The following is a 15,059-nucleotide window of genomic DNA, read 5'->3' as shown; positions in this document are numbered from 1 at the left end:
ATTCACCCCCAAATCGCGGTGTAGAATCCCGCTCCGACACAACTTGGTTTTATTCTTCTGAGTACATGACTATCCGTCACTGAAGGTATTTCATCGAATGAGTATCGTTGAGCAGAAACAGTGGAACGCGGACGATTCCGCATCGTTGTACGAAGTGGATCGTTGGGGCGATGGTTACTTTTTTGTCTCCGAGCAAGGCCGCTTGGTGGTTGCACCCAGCCGGGATTCGAGCGAAACGATCGACTTGAAACAATTGGTCGACGGGTTGACTCAGCGGGGCGTTGATCTGCCTATCCTGCTTCGCTTTAACGGCATTCTGCGTGACCGGCTTAAACGGCTCAGCGAAGCTTTTGGCACGGCGATCGAGGAGCATGGCTACAAGAACCGTTACCGCTGCGTCTATCCGATCAAGGTGAACCAACAGCGTGACGTGGTCGCGCAGTTCGTCCATCATGGTCGCAATTTCGGTTTCGGTGTCGAAGCGGGTAGCAAGCCAGAGATGTTGGCAGTCGTCGCCATGACCGATTCGGAAACGCCGATCATTTGCAACGGATTCAAGGACGACGACTTTATCCACTTGGCGATGCGGGCTCAGCAAATCGGTCGAACCGTGATTCCGGTTGTCGAGAAGGTTAGCGACTTGGACTTGATCCTAAAACATAGCCAAGCACTTGGGGTCCGCCCCACGATTGGGATGCGAGTCAAATTGGCTACGCGAGGGTCTGGGCGATGGCAGGCGAGCGGTGGTTACCGAAGCAAGTTTGGGTTGACGGTTGCTGAGATGCTCCGCCAATTACAGAAGCTCGAAGAACGAGGGATGGCGGATTGTTTCAAACTATTGCATTTCCATGTCGGCAGCCAAATCACACACATTCGGCAATTGAAAAGCGCTATTTTGGAAGCGGCCCGCATCTACGTCGACCTGCATCGTCGTGGCGCAGGTTTGGAAATGCTGGATGTCGGTGGTGGCCTTGGTGTCGACTACGACGGTTCGCATAGTGATAACGACTCGAGCATGAATTACTCGATGCTTGAGTACGCAAAAGACGTTGTCTACCTCGTGCAAACGGTTTGCGATGAAGCGGAAGTGCCGCATCCGGAATTGATCAGCGAATCGGGACGCGCCATAGCAGCTCATCACAGTGTCTTGATTGTCAATACGCTTGGTGTCACGCAGCAAGGAAGTGTTCAAGACTTGCCAACCGAGGTGCCCGATACTTTTGAGCAGCCGGTGATCGATCTTTGGATGACTTACAATAGTTTGACTTCCGAAAATATGCTCGAGTCGTTTCATGATTCACAAACTTCACTTGACTTGGCAATGAACTTGTTCAGCGGTGGGTACTTGCCTTTGGAACAACGAGTTGTTGCAGAGAATCTTTACTTTGCGATCTGCCATCGAGTCCGTGAATTTTCGGCAGCGATGGAGTACGTACCTGATGATGTGACGCATTTGAACCGAGTGTTGTCCGATATTTACTTTGCGAATTTTTCGCTATTCCAATCGGTTCCCGATTCATGGGCGATTGATCAATTGTTCCCGGTAATGCCAATTCATCGGTTGCATGAACAACCAATGCGTCATGCGGTGATTGGCGACATCACCTGCGACAGCGATGGGAAGATCGATCGATTTGTCAGCACGGAAGGAGTCCAACGCACGTTGATGTTGCATCATTTGAACGGTGCCGAGCCTTACCAATTGGGCATTTTTATGGTAGGTGCCTATCAAGAAATTCTTGGGGATCTGCATAACTTGTTTGGGGATACACATGCCGTCCATGTGGACATGGAAGAAGGCTCGGTGACGATCGGATCAGTGGTAAAAGGAGATACGGTCAGTGAAGTATTAGGCTATGTTCAATACGATGATCGGGAACTGAGCCGACGTTGGCTCGAAGCGATCGAATCGGCGGTTCGGCGAGGATTGATCGACAACACACAAGCGGGCGAGATGATACGGTTCTATGAACGGTCACTCGAAAGCTATACCTATTTGTCCGAAGCGGGCAATTCAGTATCGAAGGTTTAGGAGCGTCAAAGTATCAAGCTTGACATGGCTGCTTAGCCGTTTTGGCTGCGACCGATTTCGCTGGAAACGCCAACGGCTTGGGGCATTCAAACCGCAGCTGCTGGCAACAACCTGCTAGGCATGCCCCCGACGATTCCTGATGCGGCATTCCCGAGCCAACGCAGTTTCGCTGGTTGTTTCACGTTGCCTGGATGGTTACACTTTGGTTGGAAAAATACCCATCCCACCCAACCGCCGTTTTCGAGCGTCTTGATCCGGAGTTCTAACCATGTCTGACTCAAAGCCAACCAGTCCTGTCAATCGTCGTGACTTCGTCTCAAGTGCGGGAAAAACCGCGGCGGCGGCTGCCATTTTCTCGGCCTTGCAAACTCGACTCGCCGCCGAAGATGAGGTTGCCGAAGCAGCGGGTGGACGAATCAATCACTCCGTGTGCAAATGGTGCTACGGAAGCATCCCCCTCGAAGATTTGGCGGTTGCGGGAAAAGCATTTGGACTTCAGTCGATTGAACTGTTGCAGCCATCGGAAGTCCCAACGATTCAAAAGCACGGTTTGACATGTGCACTTGTGTCGAATCCGACGGCAAAGACGGCTACTGGAAAGAAGGTTGGTGGAATCCCCGAGGCGTGGAATCGTGTCGAACATCACGACGCCTTGGTCGAAGCATATGAGCAACAAATCAAAGACACCGTCGCTATCGGGCTCGATAACGTCATTTGTTTCTCGGGCAATCGGAACGGACTCGACGACGAAGAGGGGCTCAAAAACTGTGCCGTTGGATTGAAGCGTTTGATGCCGATCGCCGAAAAGGCAGGTGTGAAGATCACAATGGAACTGCTAAACAGCAAAGTGAACCACCCCGATTACATGTGCGACCACACCGATTGGGGAGTCGCACTTTGCAAAGCCGTCGGATCGGACAACTTTAAATTGTTGTACGACATTTACCACATGCAAATCATGGAAGGCGACGTGATCGCCACGATTCGCAAAAATCATTCGTTCATCAGTCACTATCACACGGGTGGGGTTCCAGGTCGGAATGAGATTGATGAGACACAAGAGTTGTTCTATCCCGCGATTATGAAAGCGATCGTTGAATCGGGATTCAAGGGCTATGTGGCTCAGGAATTCATTCCAAAACGTGATGACAAATTGGCCTCGCTTGAGCAAGGCGTCACGATTTGTACCGTTTGATCTCTGCTGATGCGAATTCGATCATGAAGTACTTCTTGCCGGTCTTGATCTTTACCGCCATCCTTGGGTGCGCCGATGATTCGACGCGTCAGGGTGATTCGCAACCGCTTCCATCGTCGGATCCCATGACGCGGGCAACGGCAGCGAAGAACGAGTTGCAAAAGCGGCTTTCGGGCCGGTTGAAGGAGGCGATGAGCACGGCAGGTCCGGTGGCGGCAATCTCTGTGTGCAGCAAAGAGGCGCCGCAGATTGCGGATCAAGTAAGTAAAGAGCAGGGGGTTTTGATTGGCCGCACCTCGGCGAAACTTCGAAACGCCGCGAATAAGCCTCGGCAATGGGTACTTGATGGGATGAATCTTGATGCGGGCAATGGGGACCCAATGACCACCGAGCTAGCCGATGGGATTCATGGCGTGATGTTGCCGATCAAACTTCAAGCGACTTGTTTGATGTGTCACGGGCCAACAGACCAGATTTCCGACAACGTGAAATCACAGCTTGCGAAAAGTTACCCCGACGACCAAGCAACTGGATTCAAAGAAGGAGACCTCCGAGGTTGGTTTTGGGTCGAAGTCCCCGGTCGCTCTTAGGCGATGAACGATCGATTGCGCCTTTGGCTTTACGAGCCTTCACTCCCTTTTGTCCGAATCCTGCGCTCGGAGTGTGGGGGGCTCGGAGTGTGGGGGGCTCGGCTATGCGGCGCGGCTATGCGGCGCGGCGAATGTCATCGCTTGATTGCGGCTGTTCAGGCTCGGGCATCTTCAAGATCGCTCCGGTTTCCATTTCCATGGTGGCGGCTTGATCGATCTCTTCACCACTGAGAACATGTTGCAACTTGCCATCGATCCCGTAGATCTTTACCTCGTCTTCTTCGATGAACCAAATCGCGCGGTGCGATTCCATATGGAAGCAACGACCACAAAAGAACCCGTCGCGAATAAGCATGGATTCCGAAAGGATCTCGTTTGATGATTCCTTCTGTTCGGCACCGACAACGCGGCACAGGTGGCTTCGGATCATAGCGAGACGTTGCGAATTTGTCATACGAAGGGTCGGATTCAATCAGTTCAGAGTCGAAAAAATGAAGCAATCGCCGCGCTGCGAACGTTGCTACCCATCATGTTCTTTTTCGGCTCACTACAATACGTTCAATCGGTCTCTTTGGATTGCTTGGCATTTCAAACCTAAACCACCCAAATTCACTTTTCCGAAACCTGTTTGATAGGAAATCGAGATTCATGCGTGTTTTGCTCGACGAAACCCAGTTGACCCAAGGTGTTCACCAATTGGCGGACGAAATTGACCAATATTACGGCAACAGTCGGCCATTGACGGTGATTGCCGTTATGACAGGCAGTTTGGTGTTGTTTGCCGATTTGATCCGTCGACTATCGATGCCCCAGCGGGTCGGCGTCGTGCAAGCGTCAAGCTATCGTGGTGGAACGACTTCGGGCGAATTGCATGTCGATTCTCAGATGATGATCGACGTGACCGGTCGCGACGTACTGCTTGTCGATGACATTTTTGATACTGGAAAGACGCTCGATCGGCTTCGCGGAATGATGCTTGAGTGCGGCGCATCGAGTATCAAAACAGCGGTACTGCTTCACAAACAGCGCGACCATTCGGTAGAATTGCGGCCTGACTTTGTCGCCTTCGAGATCCCCGACGAGTTCGTTGTCGGGTATGGTCTTGATTACCTTGATATGTACCGTAACCTTCCCTATTTAGCCATTTTAGAGCCTGCTGAGATCGAGGCGACCGCGTCGGAACATCACCTGTGAACCCATTGGACGACACGACTCCAAAACCCCGGACGGTGGGCCAAGATGCTGCGGCGAGAGTATTGCTCGTTGGGCGTCATTTTTGGCCTTCGTCTTCGTTTGATCGCACCGGGTATTTGTGTCAATTAGCGACCGGGTTTCACCGAGGCGGTTTGCATGTCGAAATTTTGACCCCTCGCTACGCAGCATCATGGCCCCAGCGATTCTGTTTCCGTGAAATGCTTGTTCACCGGCCTGCGGCCGCGCCACGCAGCGACTGGTCGATGGGACGGTATATCCGCCACCAAGCCACATGGCTTAAGGAATACGCTCAAAGCTACGACGCGTTGATTGTTGATGCGATTCGTGAAGAGGCATTGGCGGTAACCGAGGCGGGGCGATCTACCGAGACCCCTGTAGCGTTGATTTGTAGCGGCTGGGGGGACCGTCGTGATCCTGTTTGGTGGCAAACCTCGCGATCGGCGCGGCGCTGTGGTGCAGCCGCGAAGTCGGCCGACCACGTCATCGTCAAAGACGCCCAAAGCGAACGTTTGTTGATCAGTCATGGAATCACGCGTGAGAGACTCCATCGCATCGACATCGGATTCGCTAGTAGCCTTGGAATTTCCGAAGACACGCGTGACGAAGTCCGTGCTCGGTTGGGTAGGCTAAATTCGGATCTGTTCACGATGCCCGACACGCCCGTGATCGTTTGTTGTGGACGAATGGAACGTGACGGCGCGATGGATCTATTGGCCCGTTCGGCCCGTTTTTTGGCGTCACGCTATCCCGATCTGCGGATTTGGTTCATTGGTGATGGGCCTTACCGCGAGAACCTTTACGATATGCTGAGATCCGACGGCGTTCGCAGTTCCATTGCGATGCCCGGTACATTTGCTGACATCAGCGACGTGCTATTGTCGGCTGATTTGTTTGTCCAAGCGGACGAGCAAGGGCTCGATTTTGGTTTACCATCGGCGGTATCGGCCGCGATACCGATTGTTGCGATGGATGTGCCTGCGGTGCGCTCGTTGTTAGAATTACCTGCCGATAGTGTTGGTCACACGGAGTCGGTGCCCTGCAACGTTTCGTTATTCAAGGGCGCGACGTCAAAATCGCTTCGCGCTGCGATTCGCGGCGTCTTGGACAATTTGCCTGCTGCACGCGAACGAGCGATGCTGCTTCGTCGGTATCTAACACGAACCCGCCCGCAAAGCAAAGCCATCGACGCGTATATGAAAGTCATCGGAACAATGAAGTCCAAGAATCGTCGTGTCCGTAGCGTGGGGCCACCCGATTCAAATACGATCGAGGCGGCATCATGAAAATAAAGGTCGCGTTGATCATCCCAACAATGGATCGCGGTGGCGCGGAAAAGCAACTCTGCCTACTCGCGGAATATTTGCCCGCAGACCAATTCGATGTCCACGTGATCTTGCTGACGCGTGACGGTCCTTTAACTGAGCGATTGCGGGCTGCTGGGGTTTCGGTGACCCTGATTGGCAAGCGTTTCAAGGTGGACCCTACCGCTCTGTTTCGTTTGCGAAAAGTCCTGAAAAAGTTGAAGCCTGATGTGGTTCACACCTGGATCTTCGCTGCAAACAGTTTTGGTCGGGTCGCCGCGCGTTCCGCTGGCGTGAAGCGAATTATTGCCAGTGAACGGTGCGTTGATCCGTGGAAGACCGAAGCTCATTTCACGATCGACCGCCAATTGGCAAAATTCACCGAAGCGATTACGACCAATAGCAATGGCGTGGTCGACTTTTATGCTTCCCACGGCATACCCCGGCGGTTGTTTCGAGTGATCCCCAATGGAATTGAACCGCGACGACCAACAAACCTGGATCGGGCCGAGGTCTTTGAAAGATTAAACACCGATCCGAGTCGCAAGCTAATTTTGGCGGTTGGAAGGTTATGGCCTCAGAAGCGTTACCGTGATTTGATTTGGGCCGCCGAGCTTTTGGGGACCACTCGCGAAGATATCTCGTTTGTGATTATCGGCGATGGACCTCAAAGAGGCGAGTTGTTGCGATTTCGGGATTCGGTGACGAAGCCCGACCGCGTTCGATTTGCTGGATCTCGCGACGACGTAAACGCGTTGTTGCCGCATGCCGACGTGTTTTGGATTGCAAGCGAGTATGAAGGGCAAAGCAATTCGGTGATCGAAGCGATGCAAGCGGGCGTGCCCGTGGTCGCCTCGGACATTCCGGGCAACCGTGACTTGGTCGTTGATGGGGAAACCGGATCTCTTGTGCCGCTTGGCGACACCGCGGCGTTTGCACGCCAAACGAATGTCTTATTGGACGAACCGAAACGTCGCAAAGAATTTGGCGCCGCGGGGATACAACGCATTGCCACGGAGTTTACCATCGAGGCAATGGTCGCCCATCACGCCAAGCTATACCGCGATGAGAAATAGGGCATTGCGAAGTCGGATGTAGGCTATCCCTACTGGTACTTTGCCGCCATCCTCTTCACCGCGTCGGCGACCTCGCTGCGAAATTCCGCAGGTTCGATGACTTCCGCTTCGGTCCCCAAGGAAAGCACTTTGGGCAAGACTTCGCGCGGATGCGACGCCGGGACGGTTAGGATCGCAGTACCATCGGGTTCAGGCGAGATTTTTTGTTCAGGGTGCCACGGGTCTTCGCCCACCCAGGCGGCGGCGCGTTCGCCCAATCGAATTTGAACCATTGTTGGTTTTTCACCCGAGAAAATTCCGATGCTTCGACCGAGCCGATCAGACAGGTCAATACTCGGATCAGGCTTGAAGTATTCGTCAAGCGCGATCGCTTGTTTAAACCGGTCGAGTTTCCAGTTTCGAAGTCGCTCGGTTGGGTCTTGGACTTCCGGGGCCGTTGCGACCACGTAGATACTGCTTTGGTAGACCGCTAAGCCATAGGGCTCGATTCGTCGTGTTGAAACCGGCTTGCCGACCGGTGCGTACTGAATTTCAACGATTCGATGTTCGAGGATCGCTCGGTTGATCGTCTTGAGCATTCCTTCGTGTTGTTCGTACGTCTTGCTAGGCGTGCCGAAGACATGCAAGGTTTTACGATAACGATCGTAATGTTCGAAAACGCCATCGGGTAGCGCGTCTTTGACTTTGTTCCAGAACGTTTCGATACCACGCCAATACTGCGTTCCTAGCAGAGGGTAAAGAAGTTCACGTCCGATCGAAAGCGAGATCAATTCAGTCGCCGAGATTCCGATTTCGTGGACGCCCTTGTTGGTTTTGCCGAGCTTGTAAACCTTTCCTCGTTCGAGAGATTCGGTGCGAATTCCGTAGCCCGAGGCTTGCAGCGCTTCGAGGTCGCGGCGAACGGTACGGGAGTGCAGTTTGGTTAGTCCCAGATCGCCGACCAATTCGTCACGCAATTCTTCGAGGGTGCTCCCAAATCGCGAAAACTCCAACAGTTGGAGGAGTTTGTGTTGTCGAATCAGTTGCTCGTTTCGCGCCATCGATGGCTCCCTTCCGTGTTCAATAGACCGTCAACCGTGTTCAATAAATTGGCAACAAGATTGTCCCGAAGCCGCCGATCTTTGGGAAGGAGGGTTTATCGATTGGTTATAATGACGCTCCAACCCCGTTCTTCGTCATTCGAATCCTTGACCAATCCCCGTGTCAATTCCGAGGAAAATGTATGCAAATCCCCCTGTTTGATTCACGTCGACGCTTTCTGACGCACACGATGCAGGGGCTCGGCTATGCGGCTCTTGGGGCGATGTTGGCTCCCGATTTGGTCGGCGGCAACTCGTCGGCATTGGCCAATTCGCTCCCGTTGGGCACGCTGCCGCGGATCGGAGGTATCGATGGAATTCCGCATTTTCCGCCGAAAGCCGAACGGGTGATCTATTTGCATATGGTCGGTGGGCCAAGCCAAATGGACTTGTTCGATTACAAACCGGTGATGAACGATTGGTACGACAAGGACTTGCCGGAATCGATTCGAAATGGCCAACGTTTGACGACGATGACCAGTGGCCAAACACGGTTCCCAATCGCCCCGAGCAAGTATAAGTTTGCTCAGCACGGTGAATCGGGAATGTGGGTCAGTGAGCTAATGCCACACACGGCCAAGATGGTCGATAAGATGGCGTTCATTCGATCGATGTATACCGAAGCGATTAACCACGAACCGGCAATCTCTTTCATCCAAACGGGCAACCAAGTCACAGGGCGGCCATGCATAGGGGCTTGGACGTCCTACGGGCTCGGTTCACTTAATTCGGACTTGCCGACTTTTGCCGTGCTTGTCGCTCAGCCAACCAACCGAGAACAATTGCAAGCGATTTCGGGGCGTTTGTGGGGCAGCGGCTATCTGCCTGGAAAGCACGCCGGGGTATCGTTCCGCAGCCAAGGCGATCCCGTGTTATTTATCAAGGATCCGCCGGGGGTGCCGCGATCGATTCGTCGTCAAACGCTCGATTCGATTAGCGAAATGAATCAATTACAGTATCAATCGATTGGGGATCCGGAAACCGTGACACGGATCGAACAGTACGAGATGGCGTACCGAATGCAAACGAGCGTGCCGGAACTTGTCGATCTGTCGAGCGAATCGCAAGCAACTTTTGATCTGTATGGCGAAAATGCGAAGGACCCAGGGACGTTCGCCAATTCGGCATTATTGGCAAGGAGGTTGTCCGAACGGGGAGTTCGGTTCGTTCAGATTTACCACAACAATTGGGACAACCACAGTAACGTTGCGGGACGTTTGCCGAGTCAATGCAAGGATGTCGATCAGGCGTGCGCCGGGTTACTTCAAGACTTGGAAAACCGCGGCTTGCTTGAATCGACGCTTGTGATTTGGGGTGGTGAGTTTGGTCGCACGATTTATTCGCAAGGGAAACTAAGCCGAGAAAACTACGGTCGCGATCATCATCCTCGTTGCTTTACGATGTGGATGGCCGGTGGCGGAGTCAAACCGGGGACGGTCTATGGGGAGACGGATGAGTTCAGCTACAACATCACCGAAAATCCCGTTCACATCCGGGATTTGCATGCCACGATTTTACATTTGATGGGCATTGATCACGAACGATTCAGCTACAAACATCTAGGGCTTGACCAGCGATTGACGGGCGTTGAACCAGCCGCAGCCATTCAAGCATTGATTGCTTAGTGGTGTTGGTCGGTGTCCGGTTTATGAAAACACAGGGCGTGTTTACATGTACCAACGTTGCGACGTCGGAGGATTTTGGGGATCCTTTTGCCGCATTGCGATCGGGTGATGCTTCGACGGGATGATGGATTCTTTTGGCTGTTGTTCCTGTGGCCCGATATTCTTTTCAAGTTGCCGTAGCCATCTCGATTTGAGGATGCCGAGGTTGTCAAAGGCTTCGCCCGGAAACAATTTCAAGACACTATCGGCGACCCGTTGATTCGATCGCGGCAGAGAGGGATTCGGCGTGGTGCGTCGCAGCAGCATGTCGTGCATTGCAATGTTGAATAGCCAAGATGCCGTTGCGCGTTCGGGGGCGGATTGCAAATCGGTCGATTCCTCGGCATAGGCGATCGCTCGTTTGGTATCGATCGCATAGTCAATCGAAGTGGGACACAAAGCCATCATTCGTCCGAGCATTGCGTCGGTCCAACGTTCCACGCCCTGGCGAAGTCGATTGAGTCGTACTGCGGTACGAACACTGCTGCCGCGACCGAACAGCATTAAATGGTGGACGCGCGATCGGATTTCGAGGTGTGAATTGAGAACGCTTTCGGTGATCGGGGATATGTCTTCGGTTTGGTTGGCCAAGTCGATCGTCTTGGCGGTCGCCGCAACGACACGGCAAAGCGTTTCGCTGACTAGGATTTCCTCAAGGACGCTGACGTGGCGCGTCCACCACTGACGCATCGTTAGAGTGTCGCCAACCGTTTCGGCCCTGCGATAACGGGTGATCACTTGGTGCCAAAGTTCAAGGCGACTTCGGTTGCTGGTCCAATAGCCAGCGATGGCCGGGGCCATTTCTCGTTGGGGATTCAAACCGTCACGCTGGAGCGAAAGGGCAGGAGCGTGTTGCGAGACGATAGCGGCGAGATCGGCGAGCAGGACACAATGCATGAGTTTCAGACCCAAGGAGGCAGGAGGCTTTCGTTGAAGCTTCTTGCCGATGCATCTTGTATGCCTTGGCGGTTGAATTCGTTACGAAAAGCGTACGTAACTGCTGTGACTGCAATAAGTTCCGCGTTCTATTTTGCCGAAGTTGCATCGGTTGAAGTCACGGTCATGATGTAAAGAATCAACATTGGGCGGTGTGAATTCAACATTTCGCGCCGTTTTGCAAAAGGCACAGGCACGGAGGTGCCTCGCACAGACACGGAGAGTGGATTGCGATACGGGTGACTCGTGACCTGTCAATCGCTCATTGGTCAATTGCTCATTGGCCAATCGTTTATAGAGGGATGACTACATCCATGGAGATAAAAAAAAATGGCCCAGGATTTTGCCCCCCGTTGCATGAAACGTTGATCGTTTGATGCTGAGTAAAAACCTAAGCCACTTTGGTGTCCGAGTTTGCTGGACAAACTTTGCCCCACACATAGTAATGCACAGTCTTACCCGAACACTTTTTTCATCGGCAGCCTATCCGACCAAGTCCAGTCCGATTAGATGAAAACTTAAACGGACTTAACTATCTGAGGCAAGGCAATGCACCATCAGCGATTGCCACTCATGCCACTGCACGTTTTGGCATGCCAATTCATTCGATCTGTCGGCTTGAGTCGATTTTGCGCAATTGTCGACAAATACAAATGGGTCCGAATAGAGATCGTGGTTGGCGGAGGCGATTTGGTCGATCACGGGGTGTTCTCCAACACGGCGAAACCAGTACTTGGCGTTGCCAAAATCACCTTCGCGGCGGTGCATGATACCGTGCCAAAAGCTCCCTTCGGCCGAATGCAAATCTTGGCTGAGACTGTGGCTTCGGTCCAAATCACCCGCCAGTAACCATAGCCCGCTATTTACCAATTTCACGGTTGTTGCCGTATTCGATGAGCCTTGGTCGGCAGCGAGTTGCGCAAATTCGTCATCGAATTCACCACCCCAGAGTGCGTCGGCGAGGTCACGATTCATTGGACCTGCGGCGATCGCGGGGAGCTCTGCATTGCGAATCATCTGGGACAATGGTTCGGGCAACAACGAGAAGGGCGTTTCCGCGAATGGATGGAGTTTTGGCAAAACGTCTCTCCTAGGTGAGTGGGAATCAACGTGAATGGCAATATTCACCGTTGACTGGGACAACCACGGCCGCTCGGGATATAAAAGGCCGCTCGGGACAATCACGGCCAGCGGAGACAGCCGATCGGCGCGTGCGGAATCCGCTTCGCATCCGAACCCGGAACAAGCCGAGACATGAACAGGAACTGTGGCGACGTTCAAGACTACCGCAGCGGCAATTTGGTTGCTAGACTGGCGGATTGCAATGCTACGGGTGATCGAAGGGTCCGTAGCAGATGTCCCCTTCCAACACTCTTCGCAAACGCATTCTCCCAATAATCTGATGACAAACGGCGATCTTCCCCAATCGGAAACCCCTGCGGAAAATCTAGCGGAAAATCTAGCGGAAAGCACAGCAGAACCTGCTTCCACGCAACCGGCCCCAACGGAATCCGCAGCGGCACAGACGGACGCGACGGAGGCGGCAGTACCGGAGCAAGCCGATTCGGAGCAAGCCGATTCTGGACAGCCCGCTCCCGAAAATGCCACCTCCGAGACAACGCAAACGGACAAGCCACTTGGGCCGCTTACCGGTATGGCTCGTGGGGCGGGACCATTAGCCGCCCGTGGACTTGGGATTGCCAAACCGGCATCTCCGGCTGTGTCCCCCGAAGCGATTGCGGCTGCGGGGAAGAAGAAGTCGACAAAACCGAACAAGCCAGCCAAGAAGAAAAGACCACCGCGACCACGTGTCGGTGGCGATGCTGAGCAGCAAGCCAAGCCGCATACGAAGTCACCTGCTGCGACCAAGGTTGCAGTGCCCAATCGCCGTGACTCACTTTCGGACGATCTTCAAGCAGAACTTGATGCGGAATTGGCGGCAGCCGATGTCGACGCGATCCTCAGTGGGGCGGCGGGGATGCCAGATCGAACCGAGCCGCTCGCCGAGGGGACTCGGGTGAACGCACGTGTGTTGAAAATCAATGAAGACACGGTTTTTGTCGCTTTGGGCGGTCCCGATGAAGGGGGCGTACCGTTCGAACAATTCACCGGCGAAGAACCCAAATCGGGCGACAATATTGAAGTGATCGTTCGAGGGTTCAACAGCGAAGATGGCTTGTACGTCCTGACGCTTCCCGGATCCGCAGTCGAAGTGAGTGATTGGGACGATATCCAAGAAGGCTCGGTTGTCGAAGCGGTTGTTACTGGTCATAACGCCGGTGGGTTGGAGTGCAAGGTTGGCAACCTTCGCGGGTTTATGCCGATCAGCCAAGTGACGGAATATCGTGTCGAGGACCTATCGGAATTTGCCGATCAGAAAATGGTTTGCCTCGTGACCGAGTCGAACGAACGCCGTGGCAACTTGGTGCTTAGCCGGCGAGCGATCTTGGAGCGTGAGCGTGAAGAGAAACGCCGCGAGCAGTTAGAACAGATCGAAGTGGGGGATACACTCGAAGGCACCGTACGTAGTGTCAAAGACTTTGGCGCATTTGTCGATCTTGGTGGCGTCGAAGGATTGATTCACATCAGCAAACTGAGCTGGGAACGGGTCAAGCATCCAAGCGAAGTGATCGAAGATGGCCAACGTGTCAAGGTTAAGATCGACAAGATCGATAAGCAGAGTGGCAAAATCAGTTTGTCGTATCGCGATTTGCTAGAGAATCCTTGGGACACGGCCGAATCGAACTTTGCCGTCGGTACGATTCATCGCGGTACGGTCACGCGGACGGCCCCATTTGGTTGCTTCGTCCGTCTCGGTGCAGGTGTTGAAGGTTTGGTTCACATCAGTGAATTGGCGAACCATCGTGTTTCGAAAGTCGACGCGTTTGTCAGCGAAGGCCAAGAGATTGATGTAAAAGTGCTCAGTTTTGACCGCGATTCCCAAAAAATTGGGCTATCGGTCAAAGCGGCCCAAGCGATCACGGCCGGCGACGCCGCGAAGACGCCTGAGGAAGACGTGGACGAACCGCCTCGTGAACTAGCTGTCAAACCATCGCATCAAGGGCCACTCAAAGGTGGCAATGACCAAGATACCGGTGGCGAACGATTTGGGTTGCGGTGGTAGGGTTGCAAACCCGAAATCAGTCGATAGCCGAAGGCTTTTAGCCGCGCGACGCTTGGCCTCGTGACGCTTGGCCTCGCGACGCTTGGCCTCGTGACGCTTGGCTACTTTGCTGCAAGTCCGGAGGGAGGCTACTTTCGAAAAGCAGCCGTGAAGCAATTGCGGCTAGCCGGGTTTATGCCGATCGGTCAAGCAAGTCGATGAACTTCCGCATCCAAGCGGGATGTGCCGGCCAGGCGGGGGCTGTGACCAAATTGCCCTCAACATGGGCCGAGTCCATCGTGTCGGCAGGGCTCACGTAGGCTCCGCCGCTTAGCGTTACTTCGGGACTGACGGCCGGGTAGCAACTGCATTGTCGTCCCTGTAACACTCCGGCCGCTGCCAAAATTTGGGGCCCGTGACAAACGGCCGCAACCGGTTTGTTGGTCGTAAAGAAATGGCGCACCACATCAAGCACTTGTGGATTGAGCCGCAAATACTCGGGCGCTCGGCCACCCGGGATCACCAATGCATCGAAATCGGCGGGGTCGATGGACTCGAAATCGCCCGTGATTGCGAACCGATGCCCGGGCTTTTCCGAATAGGTTTGATCGCCATCGAAATCGTGAATCGCGGTGGCGACCGTATCGCCAGCACGTTTTTCAGGGCAGACAGCGACGACCTCGTGCCCAAAAGTCATCAAAATTTGCTTCGGCACCATCGCCTCGTAGTCCTCGACGTAGTCCCCCACGAGCATCAATATTCGCTTGCTGGCCATCGTTTTTCCCTTTTGCGGTGGTATGAATCGTTAGAATTGGTCTAGCCGGCCCTGTGGTCCGTCCGGCATCTGCGATGATTTTTTCCGGCGTTC

13 protein-coding genes are annotated in these 15,059 nt (G+C 53.7%); 8 read left to right on the top strand and 5 right to left on the bottom strand.

Features of this window, described 5'->3' with window-relative positions; translation table 11 throughout:
* The first annotated feature begins 97 nt into the window (after nucleotides 1-97).
* The 3 genes from speA (at nucleotide 98) to CA13_RS02520 (ending at nucleotide 3,817) form a co-directional block, all read left to right on the top strand.
* Nucleotides 98-2,032: a biosynthetic arginine decarboxylase gene (speA, locus tag CA13_RS02530; protein ID WP_146394450.1), complete on the top strand. Its 1,935-nt coding sequence runs from the start codon at nucleotides 98-100 to the stop codon at nucleotides 2,030-2,032.
* 268 nt (nucleotides 2,033-2,300) lie between these two features.
* The gene (locus tag CA13_RS02525; protein WP_146394449.1) at nucleotides 2,301-3,227 is read left to right on the top strand and encodes a hydroxypyruvate isomerase family protein; all 927 of its coding nucleotides are present in this window, start codon (nucleotides 2,301-2,303) and stop codon (nucleotides 3,225-3,227) included.
* Between the two features lie 23 nt (nucleotides 3,228-3,250).
* Nucleotides 3,251-3,817 carry a c-type heme family protein gene (locus tag CA13_RS02520; protein WP_146394448.1) on the top strand — a complete coding sequence of 189 codons (567 nt, stop codon included), beginning with the start codon at nucleotides 3,251-3,253 and terminating at the stop codon, nucleotides 3,815-3,817.
* 115 nt (nucleotides 3,818-3,932) lie between these two features.
* On the opposite strand, the gene CA13_RS02515 is transcribed toward CA13_RS02520, so the two are convergent.
* The gene (locus tag CA13_RS02515; RefSeq protein ID WP_146394447.1) at nucleotides 3,933-4,247 is read right to left on the bottom strand and encodes a hypothetical protein; all 315 of its coding nucleotides are present in this window, start codon (nucleotides 4,245-4,247) and stop codon (nucleotides 3,933-3,935) included.
* A gap of 218 nt (nucleotides 4,248-4,465) precedes the next feature.
* On the opposite strand from CA13_RS02515, the gene hpt reads away from it, so the two are divergent.
* Genes hpt through CA13_RS02500 form a run of 3 tightly spaced genes read left to right on the top strand, consistent with a single transcriptional unit; the run spans nucleotide 4,466 to nucleotide 7,409 of the window.
* Nucleotides 4,466-5,011, top strand: a complete 546-nt coding sequence (hpt, locus tag CA13_RS02510) for a hypoxanthine phosphoribosyltransferase (protein WP_146394446.1) — start codon at nucleotides 4,466-4,468, stop codon at nucleotides 5,009-5,011.
* Nucleotides 5,008-6,315: a glycosyltransferase family 4 protein gene (locus CA13_RS02505; RefSeq protein WP_146394445.1), complete on the top strand. Its 1,308-nt coding sequence runs from the start codon at nucleotides 5,008-5,010 to the stop codon at nucleotides 6,313-6,315. The genes hpt and CA13_RS02505 overlap by 4 nt, the downstream gene beginning before the upstream one ends.
* 2 nt (nucleotides 6,316-6,317) lie before the next feature.
* Nucleotides 6,318-7,409, top strand: coding sequence for a glycosyltransferase family 4 protein (locus CA13_RS02500; protein WP_146403328.1), 1,092 nt, complete (start codon nucleotides 6,318-6,320; stop codon nucleotides 7,407-7,409).
* A gap of 29 nt (nucleotides 7,410-7,438) precedes the next feature.
* On the opposite strand, the gene CA13_RS02495 is transcribed toward CA13_RS02500, so the two are convergent.
* On the bottom strand, nucleotides 7,439-8,449 hold the full coding sequence (locus CA13_RS02495) for a helix-turn-helix transcriptional regulator (RefSeq protein ID WP_146394444.1): 1,011 nt from the start codon (nucleotides 8,447-8,449) through the stop codon (nucleotides 7,439-7,441).
* 182 nt (nucleotides 8,450-8,631) lie between these two features.
* On the opposite strand from CA13_RS02495, the gene CA13_RS02490 reads away from it, so the two are divergent.
* Entirely contained in the window at nucleotides 8,632-10,113 is a 1,482-nt protein-coding gene (locus tag CA13_RS02490) for a DUF1501 domain-containing protein (protein ID WP_419193851.1), read from the top strand.
* Nucleotides 10,114-10,155: 42 nt separating this feature from the next.
* On the opposite strand, the gene CA13_RS02485 is transcribed toward CA13_RS02490, so the two are convergent.
* Both CA13_RS02485 and CA13_RS02480 read right to left on the bottom strand, forming a co-directional pair.
* The gene (locus CA13_RS02485) at nucleotides 10,156-11,049 is read right to left on the bottom strand and encodes a hypothetical protein (protein ID WP_146394443.1); all 894 of its coding nucleotides are present in this window, start codon (nucleotides 11,047-11,049) and stop codon (nucleotides 10,156-10,158) included.
* A gap of 567 nt (nucleotides 11,050-11,616) precedes the next feature.
* Nucleotides 11,617-12,168, bottom strand: a complete 552-nt coding sequence (locus CA13_RS02480) for a hypothetical protein (RefSeq protein WP_146394442.1) — start codon at nucleotides 12,166-12,168, stop codon at nucleotides 11,617-11,619.
* A gap of 322 nt (nucleotides 12,169-12,490) precedes the next feature.
* Between CA13_RS02480 and CA13_RS02475 the strand changes: the two genes are divergently transcribed.
* On the top strand, nucleotides 12,491-14,212 hold the full coding sequence (locus CA13_RS02475; RefSeq protein WP_146394441.1) for a 30S ribosomal protein S1: 1,722 nt from the start codon (nucleotides 12,491-12,493) through the stop codon (nucleotides 14,210-14,212).
* A gap of 172 nt (nucleotides 14,213-14,384) precedes the next feature.
* On the opposite strand, the gene CA13_RS02465 is transcribed toward CA13_RS02475, so the two are convergent.
* Complete coding sequence (locus tag CA13_RS02465; RefSeq protein ID WP_146394439.1) at nucleotides 14,385-14,966, bottom strand: DJ-1/PfpI family protein; 582 nt, start codon at nucleotides 14,964-14,966, stop codon at nucleotides 14,385-14,387.
* Between the last annotated feature and the right edge of the window lie 93 nt (nucleotides 14,967-15,059).

Source organism: Novipirellula herctigrandis (genome assembly GCA_007859835.1).
Classification (GTDB): Bacteria; Planctomycetota; Planctomycetia; order Pirellulales; family Pirellulaceae; genus Novipirellula_A; species Novipirellula_A herctigrandis.
Note: the sequence above shows the minus strand (reverse complement) of the source record. Positions and strands in the feature narration are given on the sequence as shown.